Genomic DNA, 20,363 nt, shown 5'->3' with positions numbered 1-20,363 from the left:
AGCACGTCTTGCCGGTTTTGAATAGTTCAAAGCTGGCGACACATGCCGCGCGGCAAGATCGGTCAGCCGACCAAGGCGCCTATTTCGCGCTTGGGAGGCATCACAGGCATCACGGCCTGGACGACAAGGCCACGCGCACGGGCGTCGAGCACGCCGACAGCTCGCAATGCGAATAAGGTAATCGTCTGCACTGCATCGCGCAGTTTCGCCGGGTCATCTAGATCAGCAGGCGCGAGCGGCCCGACCAATGATTCATGCAAGGCGCCGATCAATGCGGTGGCCGCCAGCGCCGTATCCTGCGCGGGCAAATGACCGGCGCGCACCGCCGCATCGATGCGGGTTTCCATTTCGGCAGCAATCTCGCGGCGGCTCGCCATCCGAGATTCCGTCACGTCGACATCGACCGGCTCGGCGAGGATGCCCCAGGCAAGTTTTCGATTCGACACCACGTGAACTGCAATGGTCGTCACAGCAGCCGCCAGGGCTGACGATGGTCCCGGCGCTGCATCCGAAGCCCGACGAATGGCTGCGAGTTCCGTCCGCGAAACATCCGCGATGAGCTCTGAAATCAGATCAGCCTTCGAGGGAAAATAGCGGTACACCGTCCCCGCCGCGACATTGGCACGTGTAGCCACGGGCGCAATTTGAACCGCGCCCATTCCACCTTCTGCTGCCGCATCGCGCGCCGCTGCAAGGATTGCATTGCGTCGCGCTGCGAGGCGTTTCACGACCTGATGAGTTCGCCTGTAAACCATTGACGTCGCTTGCCTCCCGAAAGAAGTGAACAATAATTCAAATCGGGAAACAAGTTATTTGAAACAACTGCATTAAAATTCGCACTGCAGCAAAAACTCAAGTCCAAAACCCAGTCCAAAAAACTCAACCACTGAATCCCATCGCACGCGCCAGCGCTGCCACCAACATGCCAGTGATGACGGCGACAAATTCATTGCGCCGGATGATGGTGGTGGCGACCGCAGCTGCGATGGCGAGCAGGACGACCGGGCCGCCATTGACGGCCACCGGCAGCGCGGCGGCGATAATGATCGACCCCGGCAAGGCGTCCAGCATTCGCCGCACGCGCGGCGTGATGTTGACGTACCCCATCAGCCAGAAGCCACCGAGGCGCGAGGCCACCGTCACCACCATCATCACCGCAAAGGCGATCATGACGTCGGAACGAACCAGATCGCTCATGCCGGCGGCCCCTCGTCCTGCGTTGCAGGCTCGTCCATCAGCCCCGCGCTGATGGCGCCGGACAATGCACCGGTGATGATGAACCACCAGCCTGGCACCAGCCAATGCACCGTCAAGGCAACGGCACCTGCGACGAGCCATGGAATTGCCAGGCGCGGACCTTTCCACGCTGGCACCAGCATCGCCGCGTAGAAAGCCGGCATGATCAGATCGACGCCGTACTTCTTCGGGTCAGTCAGTTGCCCAGCGATCAGATATCCCGGCACCGACGATAGGAACCAAACGACATAAAGCAGGATGCCCCCGCCCACGAAGAACGATGCGTCGGCGCCGCCGTGATTTCGATAGCGCGTGGCAGCGAGCCAGCCGCCATCGGTCACCAGCAGCATCGACGGATAGGACTGCCACGTCGGCAACGTTCCGAACCAAGGCCGCAAACTCGCGCTCATCAGCGAGAAGCGAATGTTGACCGTGGTGGTGAGCAGCGCCAGCGTCGCAATCGAAGACACCGTCAGCGTATCGGGCCAGGATTGAACAGCCACGAACTGAGACAGCCCTCCGTAGACGAAGGCCATCATCACCTGCACCTCCGCCAGCGTGAAGTTCTTCTGCGCGCACAGCGCGCCAAACGCGAGACCGAAAGCAATCGTGCCGGGGAGCATCGGAGAGATGGCATAGATGCCGGGGACGATGGCTTTGCGAGACCAGTAGGCTGGTTCGTGAAAGTGGTCGGGAGGTGTCGGTTGGGTCGTCATGCTGCATCCGCTTGAACATCATGGGTGCGGCGAATGCGGCGCGCGGTCAAGCCGCTCACGTGCGACCTAGGTCCTAGAAGGGCCGAATGCATATAGCCCATGCGCTTGTGTGGTAGTTCAGAAGTTCGCTTCATTTTTCCGACGGTCCTTGAGGCGACCTTCGGATTCAGGACACTCGCATGGGGCTCAAAAGAAAGGCCGGTTGGAAAACCGGCCTTTCTGAAGTCAGCGATGTGTGAGGCTTACGCCTGCGGCTGCGGCTCGAGACCCGGGTCAGGCCGAGGACGGGGCTTCCCAGCGGGAGGCACCGCGGAGGTGCGCGGACCTGTCGGCTCGAGCACGGACTCGCGATTTGGCTTCTTGCCGTTCAGCAAATCGGTGATTTCATCACCGGAGAGTGTCTCGAACTCCAGCAAGCCCTTGGCAAGTGTTTCAAGATCCTCGCGCTTCTCGGTAAGAATGCGGGTCGCCTCCTGATAGCCTTCCTCGACCAGCCGCTTGATTTCACCGTCGATCATCTGAACCGTAGCCTCAGAGGCATTCTGAGTCCGCGATACTGACATGCCGAGGAACACTTCGTCCTGGTTCTCACCATAGGACACAGTGCCGAGCTTTTCCGACAAGCCCCAGCGCGTGACCATCATTCGGGCCAGGCGCGTGGCCTGCTCGATGTCGGACGAAGCACCCGACGTGACCTTCTCGCGGCCGAAGATCAGCTCTTCCGCGACACGGCCACCCATCATGATGGCGAGGCGGGACGTCATCTGTTCGAGCGACATCGAAAGCTTGTCGCGCTCGGGCAACTGCATGACCATGCCCAGCGCACGGCCGCGCGGAATGATGGTCGCCTTGTGGATCGGGTCGGTCGCAATGACGTTGAGGCCGACGATAGCATGGCCGCCTTCATGATAGGCGGTCAGCAGCTTCTCTTCCTCGGTCATGACGAGCGATTTGCGTTCGGCGCCCATCATGACCTTGTCTTTGGCCTCTTCGAACTCGGCCTGGGTGACCATGCGCTTGTTGCGGCGAGCAGCCGTCAGCGCGGCCTCGTTGACGAGGTTCATCAGGTCGGCACCCGAAAAGCCCGGCGTCCCGCGTGCGATGGTCTTCAGATTGATATCCGGCGCCAGCGGCACCTTGCGAACATGGACCTTGAGGATCTGTTCGCGGCCGACAACGTCCGGATTGGGAACAACGACCTGACGGTCGAAGCGGCCTGGACGCAGCAGCGCAGGATCCAGCACGTCGGGACGGTTGGTCGCCGCGATCAGGATCACGCCCTCGTTGGCTTCAAAGCCATCCATTTCGACCAGCAACTGGTTGAGCGTCTGTTCGCGTTCATCGTTACCGCCGCCGAGACCGGCGCCGCGATGACGGCCGACCGCGTCGATTTCGTCGATAAAGATGATGCACGGCGCATTCTTCTTTGCCTGCTCGAACATGTCGCGGACGCGGCTCGCGCCGACGCCGACGAACATTTCAACGAAGTCCGAACCGGAGATCGTGAAGAACGGCACGTTGGCTTCGCCAGCAACTGCACGGGCGATCAACGTCTTACCGGTACCGGGAGGGCCGACCAGCAGCACGCCGCGTGGAATGCGTCCACCCAGGCGCTGGAACTTGCCCGGATCACGCAGAAATTCGACGATTTCCTGAAGGTCCTGCTTGGCTTCATCGACACCGGCCACGTCTTCAAACGTCACCCGGCCATGAGCCTCTGTAAGCATTTTTGCCCGCGACTTGCCAAAGCCCATCGCCTTGCCGGCACCTCCCTGCATCTGGCGGGACAGGAAAATCCACACACCAATCAGGGCAATGAACGGCAGCCAGGAAACCAGCAACGACACGAACCACGGCACGTTGTCGCCCGGAGGCTTCGCAGTGATCGACACCTTGGCGTCGTACAGCCGCTTGATCAGCGACGGATCGCTTGGCGCATAGGTGTGGAAGGTCGAGCCGTTGGTGAAGGTTCCGTTAATGTCCGGCCCCTGGATAACCACATCACGGACGCGGCTCTGATCGACCTCGGTCAGAAGCTGTGAGAATGAGATGTCTTGCGACGCGGCGCGCTGCCCAGGATTCTGGAAAAGCGTGAACAATGCCAACAGCAGCAAGACGATGATGACCCACAGGGCGAAATTGCGCAGGTTGGCGTTCATTGGGCTTCCTTCGTGGCCGAGCGAATTACGGCCTTATATCCTTGGGCCGGCAACAGGATTTTTCCAGGCGGGTTGCAATACAATCTAGGTGCGGCTCCCCTAGATGCCAAGGGAACCCCTTAGGACTATTTAACGCATATTACCGCCATTCCGGGTGAAATAAGGGCGTTCGCCATGGCGATTTCAACAGTGGTTAAGGTATTTTCTGCGATCTGCCCTGCGTTTTGTGTGGCGGTTCAGAGGGGGGCGCCGGATTTTCAGCAGATTCGAGACACTAGCGACGACGTAGGGGCGCTGGGGCGACGAGAATCCGATTGCGCGTGATGCTGATGACTGCTCCGGCCAGCGTCTGCTTGAACCGGACGCCCGTTTTCTGGCGCGCTTTTCCGCACACCGCGTCATCCATTGCCTGCAGCAAGGCTTCGACCTTGCCGAGCTCCGCCGGCCCTTCATGCCCGATGCGACTGATCGCACGGAGTAGAAGCCGGACGCGAATTTCGTCCGACATGGCGGTAAAGGCCGCGAAATCGACCCCGGCCTCCGGGCCGTTCATGCTTTTCAGATATCGCTCGGCACCGTCGGTCATGGCCTCCAGCGCCGCATTGGCACGCGCCAATCGCGCGGTGAGCCGTGAGAGGCTGTGCGAGTCCGCCCCCTCCGCCGCCAGCGCCGGCATCAACGCGCGCAACCGCGGACGGGTGAAGCGCACATCATGATTGGTTGGATCGTTCGCAAATTCGATCCCGGCTTTGGCGAGGGAAGCAACCAGTTGAGCTTTCGGAACGTCGAGCAAAGGCCGCGCGAGGATTACCCCATCACGCATCGTTTCACGCGCCATGGCCGCGAGACCTGCAATGCCGCTGCCGCGCGACATCCGCATGATAAAGGTTTCTGCCTGGTCGTCCTGCGTATGCGCCGTGAAGACGTGTGACGCGCCGCAGTCACGGGCTGCCCGCATCAGCAGGCGATAGCGCGCCTCGCGCGCCGCGGCCGGAAGTCCCGTTTTCGGCTTGGCATCCCTCCACCGCAATGTGCGGTGCTCGATCCCTAGCGATTTCGCGAGCTGCTTGACGTCGCGCGCTTCGCGGGCCGCCTCAGTGCGTAATCCATGATCGACCGTCACGGCCACGAGCTTCGGACCCGCTTTCAGCGTCTTCCGCCAGCGCACGGCAAGCCACATCAAAGCAAGTGAATCGGGACCGCCCGAGACCGCTAACACGATGGCGGGCGCCGATTTCCAGTCTGCGAACAGCCGTCGCCCATCAGCAGCGGAGACGACTTTGGAAGCATTCGGTCTGAGCATGATGTCGTCCGGGGATCCGGATTACGTCTCCAAGGATATTCCAAGGATCATGCCGTAAAAATACGTTGGTGTCCCCTCTGCCGAAAATTCACCGGCGATGGGAACAGCCATCAACAACCGACGCGCTTTTGCTCGCGGCTAACGCCTTGCTTGACGCCGTTGGACGCACGCGGATATTTGCGGGTCACTTCTCCAAACGCTGCGCAGGCGGCTTCCTTCTCCTTCAAGGCAGCCAGTGACTGCCCCAGTCGCAACAATGCATCGGGCGCTTTGGCAGAGGTATCGAACTTCGTGGTCACACCGAGAAACGCTTCAGCCGCATCACGATATTTCTGCCGCTGGAACAGGCTTTCACCGAGCCAGTATTGCGAATCCGGCACCAGCGCATCGCTCGGGTACTTCTGCGCGAAATTCCGCATGGTCTCTTCAGCGAGCGCGTAGTCCTTCCGCTGAATATAGCCGATACCGAGATCGAACTCGTCGCGAGGCGTCTGCGATGGCGGCGCGGTGGTCAGCGCACCTGTGGCGTTTCCTGGCGGCGGTGCGCCGCGCTGGGCATTAGCTCCATAGGGATCACGTGGACCGCCAACGTTGGACAAGTCGAGCGGCTCTCCGGCGCCACGTCCACCAGGCGCGCCAACCGGCGCACCTTCAGTCACCGGCATCTGACCGCCGCCCAGGGCGCGCGGAACGCCCGGCGCATTTGGATTCTGGTTGGGGTCGAACGCATCATTGCGGCGTCCACGGCCTCCGCCGGGAGGAGGTGCGGCTGTGATCACAGCAGGGCTATCGACGGGTTGCTGACCGTACTGCGGCTGAGCCTGCTGGCCATAGGTCGGCTGTTGCTGCGCCGGCGGCGGATAGTAACCGGGATTTTGCTGCGCCGGCGGGGCGGCCACGACGTTCGGCGACGCCTGACGCGGCGGAGGAGCGGTCACCTGATTGCCTGGTGCCGGTTGAGGCTGCTGGCTCTGCAATGCGCGCAACTGCTCCTCGAGCTGGCGATTGCGATATTGCAGCTCCTCGTTCTGACCGGTGAGCGTGCGTAGCTGGTTTTCCAGCCGATCGATGCGCATTTCAGGATCGACATCGTCCTGCTGCGCCATTGCGCTCAGCGGCCAACAGGCGGAGGCTGACACCAACGCCGCGTAGACAAGAATTTGAAACCTGGATGACATTTTGACCCGGCAAATAAGGGCTTTGCTTTCAAAGCAATCGAGATTGAAGCGTTCAGTACGCCAAAAATGTGACTACATACAGGGGGAAGCGGAAACAAAAACGGCGCCCTCAAAGGCGCCGTTCCTGTCTTTAAAGATACCAAATCACCTTAGGAGCTGGCGTTCAGCACAGTGACCGCGCGGCGGTTCTGCGACCAGCACGAGATGTCATTACACACCGCGACGGGGCGCTCCTTGCCGTACGAGATCGTCCGCATGCGGCGCGCATCGATACCACGCGATGCGAGGAAGCTCTTCACGGACTGGGCACGCTTGGCGCCCAGCGCGATGTTGTATTCGCGCGTGCCGCGTTCGTCAGCGTGTCCTTCGATGGTGAAGGAGTAACGGCTGTATTGCTGCAGCCATTGTGCCTGTTTATCGAGGGTCGCGATCGCCTGCGGCGACAGTTCGGTCTGATCGCTTTCGAAGAACACGCGATCGCCAACGTTCACCACGAAATCCTGCTGGCTGCCTGGAACAGCTGCATTCGCCATGGCGCCATCAGCGCCGCCCAAGCCGTTCTTGTTCGCGCAGGCGCCCATCGACAGCGCCACAGCCAAAACGGCGGCCAGTTTCAATCCCTGGAGGATACGCATTTGAGATTTCATTCCGGAGCCTCCACGCTCTGGTTTTATGGACTAGCGTCCGGTCTACAGGGGGTTAGTTAAGCGAACGTTCCGTCAACCTTGATGAGACGTTGCCAAGGCCCATCAAATGCCAACTAACGGGTGAAACCCACGGCGATGGTTAATGCGCGATAAATATGGCGCGACGGTGAATGCTAGTGTCCCGATTCCGAAGTTCGCACTATCCCGCGGCACCTTCGTTTGCGAACTTCGGAATCGAAGGACATTAGCAAGCTATTGATCTAGTGGTCCGATTCTAACATTCGCATCCCATTTCATCAGGCACCTCTCCTGCGAATGTTAGAATCAAAGGACCACTAGCCAATATGAGTTTTGAGTGGAGTTTTGGATTTGACATTCGCTTGACGAACTCGCAGCCGAGTGGGGAGCGAATGTCAAATCCACTCCACTCATGTGGCTTTGGTTCAGAAGTCCGCACTCCAGACTCGCCGCACGAATGATGCGGACTTCTGAACCGCCACACTAAACGAAAACGGCCCCGAACTGCTGTTCGAGGCCCGTTCATTTTCCAACTGTGACATTCGATACGGTGTTCCGCTCAGGATGAGGAGCGGACCGGGCTTCGTTCAAACGGAAAATCCGGCAGCGTCAAAACCGGCGCCAGCGGCTGCAAAGTATCATGCTGGCGCTCGAACAGCATCCGGCGCTCAAAAAAGCTGGACCGGAAGAACGGATAACGCTGGAAAACCTTTTCCTTTAGCTCGTTGAAGTTCACGGCCATCAGGCCCAGCGGCTTGATCAGGCTCGGATACGGCCGCGGCGCGCAGAGCGGCGTATGCATAAAGACACGCCGGTAGAATGCCTGGTGCTCCTTACGGACGGTCGCTGTCCCGATGTCGGCATTGAAATAAGCGCAGGCAACATAGGCCAAACGCAGCGTCACATAGGGAAGTTCAGGAATGCGGTTCTCTCGAAACGGATCCGCGACAAAGCGGTTCGGATCGACGATGACCTTCCCTCTTGCGAGCTCTGGCTCCAGCAAATCGCCAAATGCATCGACCGCCGGCGTATCGGGATTTTCCGGAGAGGCCACGCTGATGCGCAAAGAACTCGCCAGCGAACCATCGACATATATGCCAAACGTCCAGGAATTCGGCGCGTCGTCGAAGCGATCAGCAAGCCTATGGTCTTTACGGGGTTCAATGGCGCCTTCGGACAGATAGGCGCGATAGCGAAGACGATAGATCGCTTCCCTGTCGGCATCGGTTTCCGCGAGCCGGTAATCAACCCGGTCGAGGAGATCGATCCTTTTTTCGAGAGCGCGGCCGGTATTTTGAAGCGCCGATCCCATCATGCCTCCGGCCACTGACCTGCAATTTCCATTTCCGAACAGTACGAGAAGGTTAAAGCCTTCTTAAGAAAGATGCAAAGAGGCTACGATATTAGGGTTAATCATCACCCAATCACTTCGTTGGCCCGCGCCGAGTCGTTTGTCGCGATTTCACGCGCAATGGTTCAGCGATCGGAGAATTTAGTGCTGCGGCGGGAAGACTTTGGAGAATAAAGAGTTCTCAGTGCGGCGGTTCAAAAGTCCGCATCAGTCGCGCGGCGAGTCTTGAATGCGAACTTTGGAATCGGGACACTAGGCGATCGAGCGCAGTGCTGCGCTCTTCGCTCCTGCGTCCTTGGCAACGCGGCTATGCGAAGCAGTGACGAGCTGCCTGATCTGCTGCGCGGGGACCGGCGGACTGAAAACATACCCCTGGACCTCGGTCACGGCCCCGTCGGCACTGATCAGCTCGAGCTGCTCGTTCGTTTCCACGCCTTCGACCACCACCGACATGCCAAGGTCCGCGCTCAGGCGCGCAACACCGCGCAACAACGTCAGCGGCCGGTCGTTGCCGATGCCTTCGAGGAACGAACGGTCGATCTTCACCTTCTGAAGCGGGAAATTGTGCAGGTAGCTCAAGCTTGAATAGCCGGTACCAAAATCGTCCAGCGAGATGCGGACACCGGCAGCGCGCAGTTGCTCCAGAACATCGAGTGTCCATTGCGTGTTACGCAGCAGCGACGATTCGGTGATTTCGATCTCCAGGCGTTGAGGCGGCAAGCCCGATACTTCGAGGGCGTAGCGGACCTCGCTCATGACGTCGCGCTGGTGAAATTGCTGGGGCGAGAAGTTCACCGCAACGCTGACGCCCTCCGGCCACTTCATACACTCCATGCAGGCCTTGCGCAGGATCCAGCGGCCAAGGTCAACGATGAGACCCATATCCTCCACCACCGGGATAATGTCGGCCGGCGACACCGCTCCGCGCGTGGGATGATTCCAGCGCAGCAACGCCTCGCAGGTGGAGATGCGGCCACTCTTCAGATTCACCAGCGGCTGGTAATAGAGCTCGAACTCCTCGTGCGCGAGCGCCTGGCGCAAATCCAGTTCGAGCACGCGCCGTGCCTCTACGGTCTGAGCCATCTCGTCGCGGAAGAAACAGAACGTGCCGCGGCCATCGGCCTTAGCGCGGTACAAAGCCATATCGGCGTTTTTCAAAAGCGTATCCGCGCTGGCGCCACCATTTGGCGGCGTAAGAGCGATACCGACGCTGGCACCGATTTCGACGAGGTGCTGATCCACTTCGTAACGCTCGCTCAAACGGCTGACGATCCGGCGCGCGAGCGAGGCTGCGTCTTCTGCGGAGTGAAGATTGCGTTGGAAGACCACGAATTCGTCGCCGCCGAACCGGGCAACAAGGTCATTCGGCCGCAACAATCCGCGCAAGCGAGCGGTGACGGCACAAAGAAGCGTATCGCCGCTGGGATGGCCCAGCGTGTCGTTGACCTGTTTGAATTGATCGAGGTCGATAAACAGCAACGCGGATAGAGGCGCCTCGGCTGACGGATGCGCCAGCATCTGTTCGATCTGGTTGCGGAAATTGAGCCGGTTCGGCAAGCCCGTCAGCTCGTCGAAGCGAGCCATATGACTGATCTTGGCTTCGGCATTACGCCGCTCTGTAATGTCTTCCACCAGCACGACGGTCCCGCCGCCCACCATCGGCTGAAAATTCCATGACAACGACCGCTCGCTGCGGCGCTCACTATTGACCGTGATGACTTCCGCGGCTTTCGTCCGTTCGATTTCGTGAACGATCTCTTCGGCATTCTCCGGCGACAGCGACCTTGCCTTGACGCAGGCCGCCACCACTTCGCTGAAAGACGCGCCGAGATGCGCCATGTTCTCCGGCAAAGCCATCATGGCGGTGAAACGGTTGTTCATCACCGCGAGGCATCCGTCGGGGCCGAACATGCACAACCCGTGCGGCATGTTGTTCAACGCGGTATCGAACTGCCCGGCGATGGACGCCAGGCGTTCGCTGGTAATTCTCGCCTTCACGAAAATCCGATGAAGGTTGAGATTGATGTATTTGAGACCGATGAAGAACAGCACCAGCAGCAACCCAAGACCCAGGTAATAAGGGTTGCCATGAATGATGAGTGCGATCGAGAGCGGCGCGCACGCGAACAGAATATGCAGCTGGATAATCAGCGGGCGGCCATAGTTACGGCCGGCACCCGCAGCGGTGTAACCGATCGTAACGGCGGTGCAGAGCATGTGTGCGACAGCATCGTCGCTTCCAAGCACAACGACCGCACACCATAAGCCAAGGGAGCTGGCGTAGAGATCGGCGAGCACCTTGTAGCGAGGCTCCCACCAGGCCGCGCGTTCCGGTGTCAGCGGTGTCTCACGACGCTCGATCTCATACTTCCGCATCTGGAACGTGCGGGCGATACCGACCATGACGATCCAGACCGCGCACGGCCAGATCAACTGGTTGCCGGTCTTGATCGCCGTCATGACGGCGGCGATCGATGCCGTCACCGTACCCGCGAAGATCGGCATAAAATTCTGAAAAAGAGAATCGACGAGCGACGCGTAAATCGTCGGCGGCAAGCGATCGTCGTCGCTCTTCAGTTCGGCTTCAACGAGCTGCATCAGCTACCAATTGCCCTGATTTTGAAGAGCAATTGTTAGCGCGAGCAGATGAAGCCTTTCTGAGCGAACATGGTTTTCGAAATCTTATACGGAACCCAAAAACACGAAATTCGTCTATGAATTCAGCAAACTAGGCAATCCTTGCCGATATGCCGCAGGATAGCGGTATCGCCATTTACGCTCCGTTTACGATAGCAGCGGAGACCATGCCGGGTCTGATGCAAATCCTGGTGTCGGGACCTTCTGCTCGTTGCGGCCGGAGATATCGACCGTGAACAACGACGGACCCGCCCCCGTATCGCGGAAGAACATCACCACGCGTCCGTTAGGGGCGAAGGTCGGACCTTCATTGTGGTAGCCGGAGGTGAGAATGCGCTCGCCCGACCCATCCGGTTTCATGATGCCAATGGCAAACTGGCCGCCGCCCTGCTTGGTGAAGGCGATGTAGTCACCGCGCGGCGACCAAACCGGCGTCGAATAGCTGCCGTCGCCGAACGAAATCCGCTGGGCGCTGCCGCCGCCGGCACCCATCACATAAATTTGCGGTTTGCCGCCACGATCGGACTCGAAGCAGATCCGGCCGCCATCCGGTGCATAGGATGGCGACGTGTCGATAGCCGGGGTATCTGTGAGACGCGTGGTCGATTTTGACCGCAGATCCATCACGAACAGGTTCGAGTTGCCGCCCTGCTGCAGGCTCATGATGATGCGCTGGCCGTCCGGCGAAAAGCGCGGCGAAAAGGACATGCCGGGGAAATTGCCGACAATCTCGCGCTGGCCAGTCTCGACATTGAGAAGATAGACACGCGGATCACCCTGGCCGAACTCCATGTAAGTGATTTCCTGCGTGGACGGCGAGAAGCGAGGCGTCAGCACCAGATCCGCACCGCGGGTGAGGTAGCGCGAATTGGCGCCATCCTGATCCATCATCGCGAGGCGTTTGACGCGGCGCTCCTTGGGACCGGTTTCATCGACGAACACAACGCGGCTGTCGAAATATCCCTTCTCACCGGTGAGGCGTTCATAAATCTGGTCGGAGATGATGTGCGCGATGCGCCGCCAGGACTCGGGCGAGGTGAAATACTGCTGGCCTGCGAGTTGCTGCGCCTGTGGCACGTCCCACAAGCGGAATTCCGCCTTGAGGCGTCCATCCCCCTGACGGGTAGCGCGACCTGTTACCAGCGCCTGTGCATTGATGCTGCGCCAGTTCTGGAATTGCGGTGGAACGTCGATGTTCGAAATGCGCTCGATGAACGCGGCCTGATCGATCGGCGCGAACAGCCCGCTGCGCCGCAGATTGTTGGTGATGACCTGCGCAATGCCGGCTGACACATCGCCGTCGCCCTGGGTGCCGGGAACGAAATTCGGAATCGCAATCGGGATCGGCTGGAAGTTGCCTTGGTCGACCACAATGCGCTTTCCCTGCGCCAGGGCTTTCTGAACGGGAGTTGTCAGCAGCAAGCCGGCCGACCCCGCGCCCGCCATGAATCGGCGGCGCGTCAGGTGGAAACCACTTCTCAAACTCATTTCAGGCAACTCGTCTTCGTTTCGCATGGTCATGTAAACTTCATTCTGGCGGCGACGCCGTTATATCGCCGCATCACGAAAATTTTTCGGTGAAAGCGGGTTCGAAGTATTTCCATTCATCGAAATAGGCCGCCGGCAAGTTATAGGGCTGGCACTCGATGATCGCGCGCTGCGCGCTCTCCTGATAGACGCGGAAATACGGGCTCGACCCGCCGGGTAGCGGCACCGGCATGGTTTCCAGCGTGCCATCGCGCTTCAACCTGATCGAAAAGACCGCTTCAACTTTCTGTGCTTCAACACCGCCATAAGGCTTCTTCCAGCAACGCTCGACCTGTTGGCGGAACATGGCACCCCATGTCGCCGAATTGTCGGCAGCGCTTCCCTTCGCGGTGCCCAGCGACGCCTGTGAATTAAGCTCGCTTCCGGTGATCGATTGTCGCGACGGATCACGTTTGTCGAGCAGAGCCGCGATCTTAGACTGATCGAAGACGCGCTCGGCCTTGTTCTTGTCCGGTGGAGGCGGCACTGCCTTGGCCTGTTGCGGCTTCGGCGGCGGCTTCTTGCTCTCTTCCTTCTTCAGCGCCTCGGCGATCGGATCGACTTTCGCCTGATCGGGCTTTTTCTCCGCTGGCTTGGTCTCTTCCTTCGGCTTGTCCTGCGCGACAGGCTTCGGCGGATCAGGCTTTTTCTCGACCGGCTTTTCGACGGGCTTGGGCGTAGGCGGCGGCGCCGTATCGGTTACGACCGGTGCCTTCTTGTCGTCGATCTTGCCGACATCATCGTCGACCGGCGGTTTAGCCTCGGCAACTTTCTCGACTTTTGGCTTCGGATTTTCCTTCTTGCCGGTCTTCATCCCCTGCATCGCCTTGGCATACTGATCCGAGGAGATGATATCGACCGGCACGGATTCTTCCGGCATCGATTCGAACGCTTTCGTCGAGAACGAGACCAGGCCCCAGCCAAGGACCAGGGCGTGGAGGGCGACAGACGCGACGATGGTCTTGTCGATCTTCAACGTCAGGTCCCCTGCTCGACCTCGGTCACCAGAGCTACGCGCTTGAAGCCTGCAGCGGACAGGCGTCCCATCACGCGCATCACCGTACCGTAATCCACCTTTGTGTCGCCCCGAACAAAGATGCGCTCATCCATGCCGCCACGCGCATCCGTGATCGCCTTGAGTTTTGGCACCAGTTCGTCGGGCTTGATCTCGGTGTTGTTCAGAAAAATCTTGCCGCTGAGCTGAACCGACAGCGTGAGCGGCTCCTTGTCCTGATCCAGGCTCTTGGCCGCCGTCTGCGGCAGGTCGAGCGGAACGCCCACCGTGAGCAGCGGCGCGGACACCATGAAGATGATTAGCAGCACGAGCATCACGTCGACCATCGGGGTGACGTTGATCTCGGCCATGACAGCGGCACGACGGGTACGCCGGCGACCACCGCCACCGTTTGCACCGCCTCCCATGTTCATACCCATGGCCGGCACCCCAAGTTCGCGCTCAAATCATTTGCGCTCACAGGCTATTCCTCACGCGCGTTCATCGATCTGCCGTGACAGGATCGCCGAGAACTCGTCGGCGAAACCTTCAAGCCGCTGGGCCTGCCGGTTCACCTCCGAGGTGAACTTATTGTAGAAAATTGTCGCCGGAATTGCGGCGATAAGACCGATCGCGGTTGCAAACAGCGCTTCGGCAATACCGGGGGCCACCACCGCCAAAGAGGTGTTCTTCGAGGCCGCAATGGACTGAAAGCTCGACATAATGCCCCAAACCGTGCCGAACAGGCCGACAAACGGGCTTGCCGAGCCGACCGTAGCCAGAACCAGCAGCCGCCGGTCCAGCCGCTCAACTTCTCGCGCAATCGACACGCTCATCACCTTGTCGATCCGCATCTGGAGGCCTCCGAACGACCGCGAATTGCTTTCGAACGACCGCTTCCACTCCCGCATCGCCGCCACAAACAGCGCGGCCATCGAGTGGGTCGGCTTGGCCGATAGCGCTCGATACAACTCGTCGATGGACTGACCGGACCAGAAAGCCTGCTCAAAACGATCCATTGCGCGTTTGGTCCGCGCATAGAGGAAAATCTTGTCGATAGCGATCGCCCAGACCCATACTGAACAGGCCAGGAGACCGAGCATCACGAATTTGACGACGATATGGGCCTGCAAGAACAGCGAAATCAGCGACACATCGGCAGAGGCCAACGGCAACGCCGACTGAGTTACGTCGGCTGGATTCATGATCGGTATCCTCTCAAGGCGATTAATCCCTCATGTCGAACACGGCTAGGCGGCGCCCTCAGTGGGGTTGACCAACCGCACAAGCGCCGACGCTGCCGACCGCCCTCTATCGATCTCGTGTCGCATGGGATGGGCCTGTCCCGAGGCCAGCGCCTCAATCCCCTGCCAACGTGTCAAAACGAGGGCTGTCAGCAGCATTTTGCTCGTATAACCAAACGCTAATCATAGTTAAGGCGGGGTTACCACGGTCGACATTCGCTCTGGAAACGGCATTCTGGACAGGGATATACGGAACTGCATATCCGATGAAGTCCTCCTCCTGGGTGCGTCAAGCGCCTGTCCTGACATGACTTCCGCGGTTCCGACCTCATCGAACGCCACCCAGGCCAAGTGCTCCGGCATAGTCGCGACAAAATTTGAACCTGCACATCGCTGAGGACGTCCAAACACAGCAATTTGCATCGACGGCGACCGCAAACGCACGCCAAGAAAGACCCGTGCCCTGCCGTGAGTGCCCGTTTGGATTCCTCGACATCGATCAATCGCCTCGGACCGGTCCTGAGCCTGTTCGCTGAGACCGAACGACAGTTTGCTGATCACATGGCAAAAAGCCGCGCGACGGCGTGGCTCTACGAATTCCTTCGCTTTGGCATGAAGCAGGCCTGGGCCTGTTTGTTCGGCGGCATCATGGTGGCGCTGATAATCGGCACCCACTACTGGTATCCGCCGTCGATGCCGTTGACCCGCTACGATTTTCTGTTTCTAAGCGCTGTTGTCGTACAGATCACCTTGCTGGTCACGAAGCTTGAGACGCTCGATGAAGCCAAGATCATCCTGCTTTATCACATCGTCGGCACAGCGATGGAGCTGTTCAAGACCTCGGTCGGATCATGGATTTATCCGGAGGCAAGCATCTTCCACATTGCGGGCGTACCGCTTTTTACAGGCTTTATGTATTCCTGCATCGGAAGCTATTTATTCCGCGTGTGGCGGATATTCGACTTCCGCTTTACGCACCATCCGCCAGGTTGGACGCTGGTCGCGCTGAGCATCGGCATCTACGTCAATTTTTTCGCGCACCATTACATTCCCGACATTCGTCTTGCCCTCTTCGCTGTGACCATCTTTCTCTTCCGCAAGACACGCATTTATTATCGGATCTGGCGGGATTACCGCTGGATGCCGCTGTTGCTGGGTCTGCTACTCGTGTCTCTCTTCATCTGGTTTTCGGAAAACATCGGGACTTACAGCAGAACCTGGCTTTATCCCTCCCAGATGAACGGCTGGTCGATGGTCTCGTTCGCCAAACTTGGATCCTGGTTTCTATTGCTGATCGTCAGTTACACAATGGTCGCATTGATCAACAAACCGCGCGAACTCGACGAGCAAACGATGACGGATCAATCGATCACGACGCGCGCGGAAGCAGCTTGAATGATGGCCGGGCGTTTCAAATACATTGTGCTGGCCTTGGCCATCATCGGCGTCGGCTTGCTGACGCGCCTATCACCACCGGCCCATCACGCGCTGCTCAAATATCTTGGCTCGGCGCTCTGGGGCAGCATGGTCTACTGCATTTTGGCGAGCTTCACGCCGAACGCCAATCCGGTTCGAATTGCCGTCGTCGCGATCGTTGTCGCCGCAGGCGTCGAATTCAGCCAGCTTTGGCACACCGAGGCACTCGATGCCTTTCGCGCCACGCGGCTCGGTGTTCTACTGATCGGCCGGTTCTTTTCCTGGTGGGATATCGTCTCGTATTCAGCCGGGATTGCGGTGATTGCCGCGTTTGACGTTATCGTGCTGCGACAGAAATTTGCTCGCGCGACCTAAAGGAAACGCCCGCCTGCTTGCGCAAACGGGCGTCGATACTTCTAACTTAGGACAGCTCTCTTAGCCCTGAGGCTGGTCGCTCGGCGGGGTCGGACGCTGGCGCTGCTGTGCCATGAATGCGTCGAACTCTTCCTTGTCCTTGGCGTGACGCAGGCGGTCGAGGAAGTTCTTGAATTCGACCTGCTCTTCTTCGAGACGGCGCAGAGTTTCCATGCGGTAGTCGTCGAAAGCCCGGTTGCCGCTCGAGGGAGCGTAACTACCGCGGCGCTCCATTCGGTCGCGCATCCGCTCCATCTTGTACTGCATGCGCTCCATCTTGTCGGCCCAACGGCCGTGACGATCGTTGCTCCAGCAACCCATGTTTCTGCTCCAGAGTGAATAAGCAAGGATGGCCAGACCGAGCGGCCACCAGATGATGAAAGCCGCGATGGTCACGATGATCCGTCCGGGATGCCAACCGAAATCCCGTGAATCGAAATTATCGGAAGGCCGTCCAGCCCATCCTGGGCGACCCCATCTGTCGAAGTGTGCAGTGTTGGCGTCTGCGGTATTCGCCATGACCGTCTCTCCCTCACGTCACCGTGAATGTAAATAACATTCACATAGATAAAACATCCCGGGATTTTGTCAAGCGCGGCAAAATGGACCGTGCCGAATTTAATTTTTTGACGGTTCCGGCGGACGCTGGTCGGTTGGGAAGCCAAGCCCCTTCAGATAGATCAGGACACCTGCTTCCAGGAGATCTTCCGCGGTCATTGGCAGCTTGCGGCCGGCGGAATCTCCGCGACCGAACAACGAGGCGATGCCGTGCGACATCGACCAGATATGGAGCGCCATCATCAACGCCGGCGGACGCGGCACGCCGGGCGGCGCCATCGCAACCAGACGCTCCGCAGCGGCGCGGATGATCGCAAACGCGCGCTCGCTGGCCACCAGCAGTGACGGATTGCTCTCCAATGGAAGGCCGGACTCGAACATTGCGGAATAATAAGCCGGATGTTCGCGCGCAAAGGCCAGATAGGCTTTACCCACGCGCTCGAATGCAGCCGGCGTATTGGGCCGGCCATCATCCCATGCCGCAGTGAGTCTTGCCTCGAACTGCTCGAACCCCTGCTGTGCCACGCTGGCGAGCAATTCATCGCGATCGCGAAAATGGCGATAGGGCGCAGCGGGACTGACACCGGCCGACCGCGCGGCCTCGGCGAAGGTGAATCCAGCCGGGCCCTTTTGCGCAATGAGATCGAGCGCGGCCTGCACCAGCGCCTCTTTCAGATTACCGTGATGATAACCACCTTCCCGGCGGCCGCGTTTGTCCCAACTCATGTGAACAGCTTTTACATGAGTTGATCGGTCGCGTCACCCGTTCAGCGGCGGGATGCTGGCCCGCAGATCAGGTCCACCGTGCCTTTAGCGATCGCCTCGAGTTCAACGCGGGCGACGCGAGCGCGGGATCTGATAGCGATAGCCTCGACAGACGAAGCCCCGATTTGAGCCAGTACCTGCACATCCGCACTCGACGGCAGTTCACCCGCCTCCTGCGCCACCTGGAAGCGCTTCGCCAGCGCCCGCTGCGTGCTGCCAAGAGCTTTTTGAACGTAGGTCCGGATTTCCGGATCAGCCATCGCCTCCGACGTCGCCGTCATCACCGTGAAGCAGCCACGCGGGCCGTTTTCACCGGCAAGGTAGACGTCGATGGCGGTAGCATAAATCTTCTCCAGCGTTTCGCGGAGGGTCAGTGTGGGGTCGAACGCTCCAGCAAAGGTCGCCGCCATCTCGTGGCGATAACGCTCATAGGCTTTTAGAAACAGATCGCGCTTGTCGCCGAACGTGCCGTAGAGGCTCGGCCTGTTGATCCCCATCGCCTCGCTGAGGTCGTCGAGAGAGGTTGCGGCAAAACCGCCATCGCGAAACGCATCCATCGCCTTGCCCAGGGCCACCTCGGGCTCGAACGCACGCGGACGGCCGCGCCGCTTCGGCGCGCTCTGGGCTTCAGACGTTCCATTCTTTTTTTGTACCATATCGCAAATAATTCTCTTGACCCGATTTAATTTATGCGGAACGGTATAAAAATCAAGACGGGCGCGCGACCGCTTGATTTCACCTCATCAGGAGACACCCCGATGGATCTCTATTTTTCTCCCCTGGCCTGCTCAATGGCAACGCGTATTGCGCTTTATGAAGCCGGCGCGGATGCCATATTTTTTGAAGTCGATCCGAAGACAAAACGCGTGCAACGGGACAACGCGGATTTTATCGCCATCAATCCGCTCGGACTTGTTCCAACCCTGCGTACCGATGACGGCGACATTCTCACCGAGAATGCCGCTATCCTCCAGTATGTCGCGAACCGCTTTCCGGATGCAGGGATCGCGGCGTCATCAGATCGCGAGCGGACACGCCTGCACCAGTGGCTGTGCTTCATCGGCACCGAATTGCATAAGGGATTGTTCATCAACCTGCTGGACCGCAAAGCCCCGGCAGAGGTGCATAACTATACACTGAAGAAAAGCCTTTCGCGGCTCGACTATCTCAACACGTATCTCGAGGGCCGCGAATTCCTTCTCGATCACTTCACCGTGGCGGACGCCTATCTCGTCACAGTGCTGAACTGGAGCCAGGCCACACCGCAAATCGATCTCGCCAACTGGCCGAACGTGAAGGACTATCTGTCCCGCCTGCGCAAACGCCCGAGCGTAAGGCGCGCGCTGACAGAAGAGGCCGCACTCTTCCAGGCTGAACAGGAGCGCCACAAGGCCGCATAATCTTCACGACACTCAAGCGCTAGTACCGCCGATTTGAAGTCCCTGTATCAGTTGCGGCGATCTCGTCCAGGGACTTCAAATCGAAAGCGGTACTAGAATCATAGGTTGCTAGTACCCTTTGCTTTCCGAAGTTCGCAAAGCGGGTGCTACGACGTGTTACGAACTTCGGAAAGCGGGTACTAGCGCGTTCCCTCAGGCGCTGGCGCTCCTTTTTTGGTTCACGCACTTATTTCTTCTTGCAGCATGAGCCGCCGCTCAGACTCTTCGATGGCGCGCGAAAACAGCTTTGGATCATCGAGGGCACGAGCCAGCACCAGTGCGCCTTGAATCTCCAGCACCGCCTGTTCCGCCTTGCGCCGTGCGAGCGCTTTGCCATCGCCGAGCCGTCGCAGCGCTGTTGCCAGCGCATCGACCCAACCCGCGAAATAGGTCTTCACTTTTTCGCCGAAAATATCCCGCGACGCGCCGAGCGCGATTACGCCGACAAGGCAGACCCGTTGGCCAGACCGAAAGTAATTGTCGACCGCAGTGAACATCTCGGCGATTCCCTTCACGGGATCGCTCGTTGTGCGCAACGGCTTGCAGATGTGATCGACAAACCACTGATCGATGGCGGCGAGGACTTCCGCCGCCATCTGTTCCTTCCCGCCGGGGAAGTAGTTGTACAGGCTGCCCTTGCCGAGGCCCGTCGCCTGCGAGATCAGTGCAAGCGTCGCCCCCTCGTAACCATGCGCGCGAAACACTTCCGCCAATTGCGTCAGCAGCTCCGCGCGCTCTGTCACAGACTTCGCCATGTCCAA

Annotated in this window: 20 protein-coding genes; 3 read left to right on the top strand and 17 right to left on the bottom strand. The window is 59.2% G+C overall.

What is annotated here, in order from left to right:
* Positions 1–62: 62 nt before the first annotated feature.
* The 13 genes from ACZ5C3_RS03495 to tolQ form a co-directional block, all read right to left on the bottom strand.
* On the bottom strand, positions 63–755 hold the full coding sequence (locus ACZ5C3_RS03495) for a TetR/AcrR family transcriptional regulator (RefSeq protein WP_464035288.1): 693 nt from the start codon (positions 753–755) through the stop codon (positions 63–65).
* 124 nt (positions 756–879) lie between these two features.
* On the bottom strand, positions 880–1,197 hold the full coding sequence (locus ACZ5C3_RS03490; protein WP_464035286.1) for an AzlD family protein: 318 nt from the start codon (positions 1,195–1,197) through the stop codon (positions 880–882).
* Positions 1,194–1,952, bottom strand: a complete 759-nt coding sequence (locus ACZ5C3_RS03485; protein WP_464035284.1) for an AzlC family ABC transporter permease — start codon at positions 1,950–1,952, stop codon at positions 1,194–1,196. The genes ACZ5C3_RS03490 and ACZ5C3_RS03485 overlap by 4 nt, the downstream gene beginning before the upstream one ends.
* Positions 1,953–2,194: 242 nt before the next feature.
* Positions 2,195–4,111 (bottom strand): ATP-dependent zinc metalloprotease FtsH, encoded by a 1,917-nt coding sequence (ftsH, locus tag ACZ5C3_RS03480; RefSeq protein ID WP_464035282.1) that lies wholly within the window; start codon positions 4,109–4,111, stop codon positions 2,195–2,197.
* Positions 4,112–4,385: 274 nt separating this feature from the next.
* Positions 4,386–5,414, bottom strand: a complete 1,029-nt coding sequence (gene tilS / locus ACZ5C3_RS03475; RefSeq protein ID WP_464035280.1) for a tRNA lysidine(34) synthetase TilS — start codon at positions 5,412–5,414, stop codon at positions 4,386–4,388.
* Between the two features lie 110 nt (positions 5,415–5,524).
* Positions 5,525–6,592 carry a tol-pal system protein YbgF gene (gene ybgF / locus ACZ5C3_RS03470; protein WP_464035279.1) on the bottom strand — a complete coding sequence of 356 codons (1,068 nt, stop codon included), beginning with the start codon at positions 6,590–6,592 and terminating at the stop codon, positions 5,525–5,527.
* Positions 6,593–6,741: 149 nt separating this feature from the next.
* Positions 6,742–7,239, bottom strand: a complete 498-nt coding sequence (pal, locus tag ACZ5C3_RS03465) for a peptidoglycan-associated lipoprotein Pal (protein ID WP_464035277.1) — start codon at positions 7,237–7,239, stop codon at positions 6,742–6,744.
* A gap of 577 nt (positions 7,240–7,816) precedes the next feature.
* Entirely contained in the window at positions 7,817–8,569 is a 753-nt protein-coding gene (locus ACZ5C3_RS03460) for an N-acyl amino acid synthase FeeM domain-containing protein (protein ID WP_464044775.1), read from the bottom strand.
* A gap of 291 nt (positions 8,570–8,860) precedes the next feature.
* On the bottom strand, positions 8,861–11,206 hold the full coding sequence (locus tag ACZ5C3_RS03455; RefSeq protein WP_464035276.1) for a putative bifunctional diguanylate cyclase/phosphodiesterase: 2,346 nt from the start codon (positions 11,204–11,206) through the stop codon (positions 8,861–8,863).
* Positions 11,207–11,392: 186 nt separating this feature from the next.
* Positions 11,393–12,760 carry a Tol-Pal system beta propeller repeat protein TolB gene (gene tolB, locus ACZ5C3_RS03450; protein ID WP_464044774.1) on the bottom strand — a complete coding sequence of 456 codons (1,368 nt, stop codon included), beginning with the start codon at positions 12,758–12,760 and terminating at the stop codon, positions 11,393–11,395.
* Between the two features lie 46 nt (positions 12,761–12,806).
* Positions 12,807–13,748 carry a cell envelope integrity TolA family protein gene (locus tag ACZ5C3_RS03445; RefSeq protein WP_464035273.1) on the bottom strand — a complete coding sequence of 314 codons (942 nt, stop codon included), beginning with the start codon at positions 13,746–13,748 and terminating at the stop codon, positions 12,807–12,809.
* A 2-nt stretch (positions 13,749–13,750) separates the two neighbouring features.
* Positions 13,751–14,206: a protein TolR gene (gene tolR, locus ACZ5C3_RS03440; protein ID WP_464035271.1), complete on the bottom strand. Its 456-nt coding sequence runs from the start codon at positions 14,204–14,206 to the stop codon at positions 13,751–13,753.
* 51 nt (positions 14,207–14,257) lie between these two features.
* On the bottom strand, positions 14,258–14,971 hold the full coding sequence (gene tolQ, locus ACZ5C3_RS03435; protein WP_464035269.1) for a protein TolQ: 714 nt from the start codon (positions 14,969–14,971) through the stop codon (positions 14,258–14,260).
* Positions 14,972–15,490: 519 nt separating this feature from the next.
* On the opposite strand from tolQ, the gene ACZ5C3_RS03430 reads away from it, so the two are divergent.
* The gene (locus ACZ5C3_RS03430; protein WP_464035268.1) at positions 15,491–16,405 is read left to right on the top strand and encodes a DUF817 domain-containing protein; all 915 of its coding nucleotides are present in this window, start codon (positions 15,491–15,493) and stop codon (positions 16,403–16,405) included.
* Complete coding sequence (locus ACZ5C3_RS03425; protein ID WP_464035267.1) at positions 16,406–16,801, top strand: ribosomal maturation YjgA family protein; 396 nt, start codon at positions 16,406–16,408, stop codon at positions 16,799–16,801.
* Positions 16,802–16,861: 60 nt separating this feature from the next.
* Here the strand turns inward: ACZ5C3_RS03425 and ACZ5C3_RS03420 are convergent, their stop codons facing one another.
* The 3 genes from ACZ5C3_RS03420 to ACZ5C3_RS03410 form a co-directional block, all read right to left on the bottom strand.
* Positions 16,862–17,359, bottom strand: coding sequence for a DUF2852 domain-containing protein (locus tag ACZ5C3_RS03420; protein WP_464035265.1), 498 nt, complete (start codon positions 17,357–17,359; stop codon positions 16,862–16,864).
* A 99-nt stretch (positions 17,360–17,458) separates the two neighbouring features.
* The gene (locus tag ACZ5C3_RS03415) at positions 17,459–18,124 is read right to left on the bottom strand and encodes a TetR/AcrR family transcriptional regulator (RefSeq protein ID WP_464035263.1); all 666 of its coding nucleotides are present in this window, start codon (positions 18,122–18,124) and stop codon (positions 17,459–17,461) included.
* 41 nt (positions 18,125–18,165) lie between these two features.
* The gene (locus ACZ5C3_RS03410) at positions 18,166–18,819 is read right to left on the bottom strand and encodes a TetR/AcrR family transcriptional regulator (RefSeq protein ID WP_464035262.1); all 654 of its coding nucleotides are present in this window, start codon (positions 18,817–18,819) and stop codon (positions 18,166–18,168) included.
* Between the two features lie 102 nt (positions 18,820–18,921).
* Here ACZ5C3_RS03410 and ACZ5C3_RS03405 point away from each other — a divergent pair, with 102 nt between their 5' ends.
* Positions 18,922–19,563, top strand: coding sequence for a glutathione S-transferase N-terminal domain-containing protein (locus ACZ5C3_RS03405; RefSeq protein WP_464035260.1), 642 nt, complete (start codon positions 18,922–18,924; stop codon positions 19,561–19,563).
* A 218-nt stretch (positions 19,564–19,781) separates the two neighbouring features.
* On the opposite strand, the gene ACZ5C3_RS03400 is transcribed toward ACZ5C3_RS03405, so the two are convergent.
* A complete protein-coding gene (locus ACZ5C3_RS03400; protein ID WP_464035258.1) occupies positions 19,782–20,357 on the bottom strand; it encodes a TetR/AcrR family transcriptional regulator in 576 nt (191 codons plus the stop codon).
* Positions 20,358–20,363 lie beyond the last annotated feature (6 nt).

The organism is Afipia dichlorophenoxyacetatis, assembly GCF_055386385.1.
This window is presented reverse-complemented; position numbering and strand designations above follow the sequence as displayed.

Coding starts and splice junctions, on each gene's coding strand:
- ACZ5C3_RS03495 (WP_464035288.1), bottom strand. CDS start 755: ATGGTTTACAGGCGAACTCATCAGGTCGTGAAACGCCTCGCAGCGCGA.
- ACZ5C3_RS03490 (WP_464035286.1), bottom strand. CDS start 1,197: ATGAGCGATCTGGTTCGTTCCGACGTCATGATCGCCTTTGCGGTGATG.
- ACZ5C3_RS03485 (WP_464035284.1), bottom strand. CDS start 1,952: ATGACGACCCAACCGACACCTCCCGACCACTTTCACGAACCAGCCTAC.
- ftsH (WP_464035282.1), bottom strand. CDS start 4,111: ATGAACGCCAACCTGCGCAATTTCGCCCTGTGGGTCATCATCGTCTTG.
- tilS (WP_464035280.1), bottom strand. CDS start 5,414: ATGCTCAGACCGAATGCTTCCAAAGTCGTCTCCGCTGCTGATGGGCGA.
- ybgF (WP_464035279.1), bottom strand. CDS start 6,592: ATGTCATCCAGGTTTCAAATTCTTGTCTACGCGGCGTTGGTGTCAGCC.
- pal (WP_464035277.1), bottom strand. CDS start 7,239: ATGAAATCTCAAATGCGTATCCTCCAGGGATTGAAACTGGCCGCCGTT.
- ACZ5C3_RS03460 (WP_464044775.1), bottom strand. CDS start 8,569: ATGGGATCGGCGCTTCAAAATACCGGCCGCGCTCTCGAAAAAAGGATC.
- ACZ5C3_RS03455 (WP_464035276.1), bottom strand. CDS start 11,206: ATGCAGCTCGTTGAAGCCGAACTGAAGAGCGACGACGATCGCTTGCCG.
- tolB (WP_464044774.1), bottom strand. CDS start 12,760: ATGCGAAACGAAGACGAGTTGCCTGAAATGAGTTTGAGAAGTGGTTTC.
- tolR (WP_464035271.1), bottom strand. CDS start 14,206: ATGGGTATGAACATGGGAGGCGGTGCAAACGGTGGCGGTGGTCGCCGG.
- tolQ (WP_464035269.1), bottom strand. CDS start 14,971: ATGAATCCAGCCGACGTAACTCAGTCGGCGTTGCCGTTGGCCTCTGCC.
- ACZ5C3_RS03425 (WP_464035267.1), top strand. CDS start 16,406: ATGATGGCCGGGCGTTTCAAATACATTGTGCTGGCCTTGGCCATCATC.
- ACZ5C3_RS03420 (WP_464035265.1), bottom strand. CDS start 17,359: ATGGCGAATACCGCAGACGCCAACACTGCACACTTCGACAGATGGGGT.
- ACZ5C3_RS03415 (WP_464035263.1), bottom strand. CDS start 18,124: ATGAGTTGGGACAAACGCGGCCGCCGGGAAGGTGGTTATCATCACGGT.
- ACZ5C3_RS03410 (WP_464035262.1), bottom strand. CDS start 18,819: ATGGTACAAAAAAAGAATGGAACGTCTGAAGCCCAGAGCGCGCCGAAG.
- ACZ5C3_RS03405 (WP_464035260.1), top strand. CDS start 18,922: ATGGATCTCTATTTTTCTCCCCTGGCCTGCTCAATGGCAACGCGTATT.
- ACZ5C3_RS03400 (WP_464035258.1), bottom strand. CDS start 20,357: ATGGCGAAGTCTGTGACAGAGCGCGCGGAGCTGCTGACGCAATTGGCG.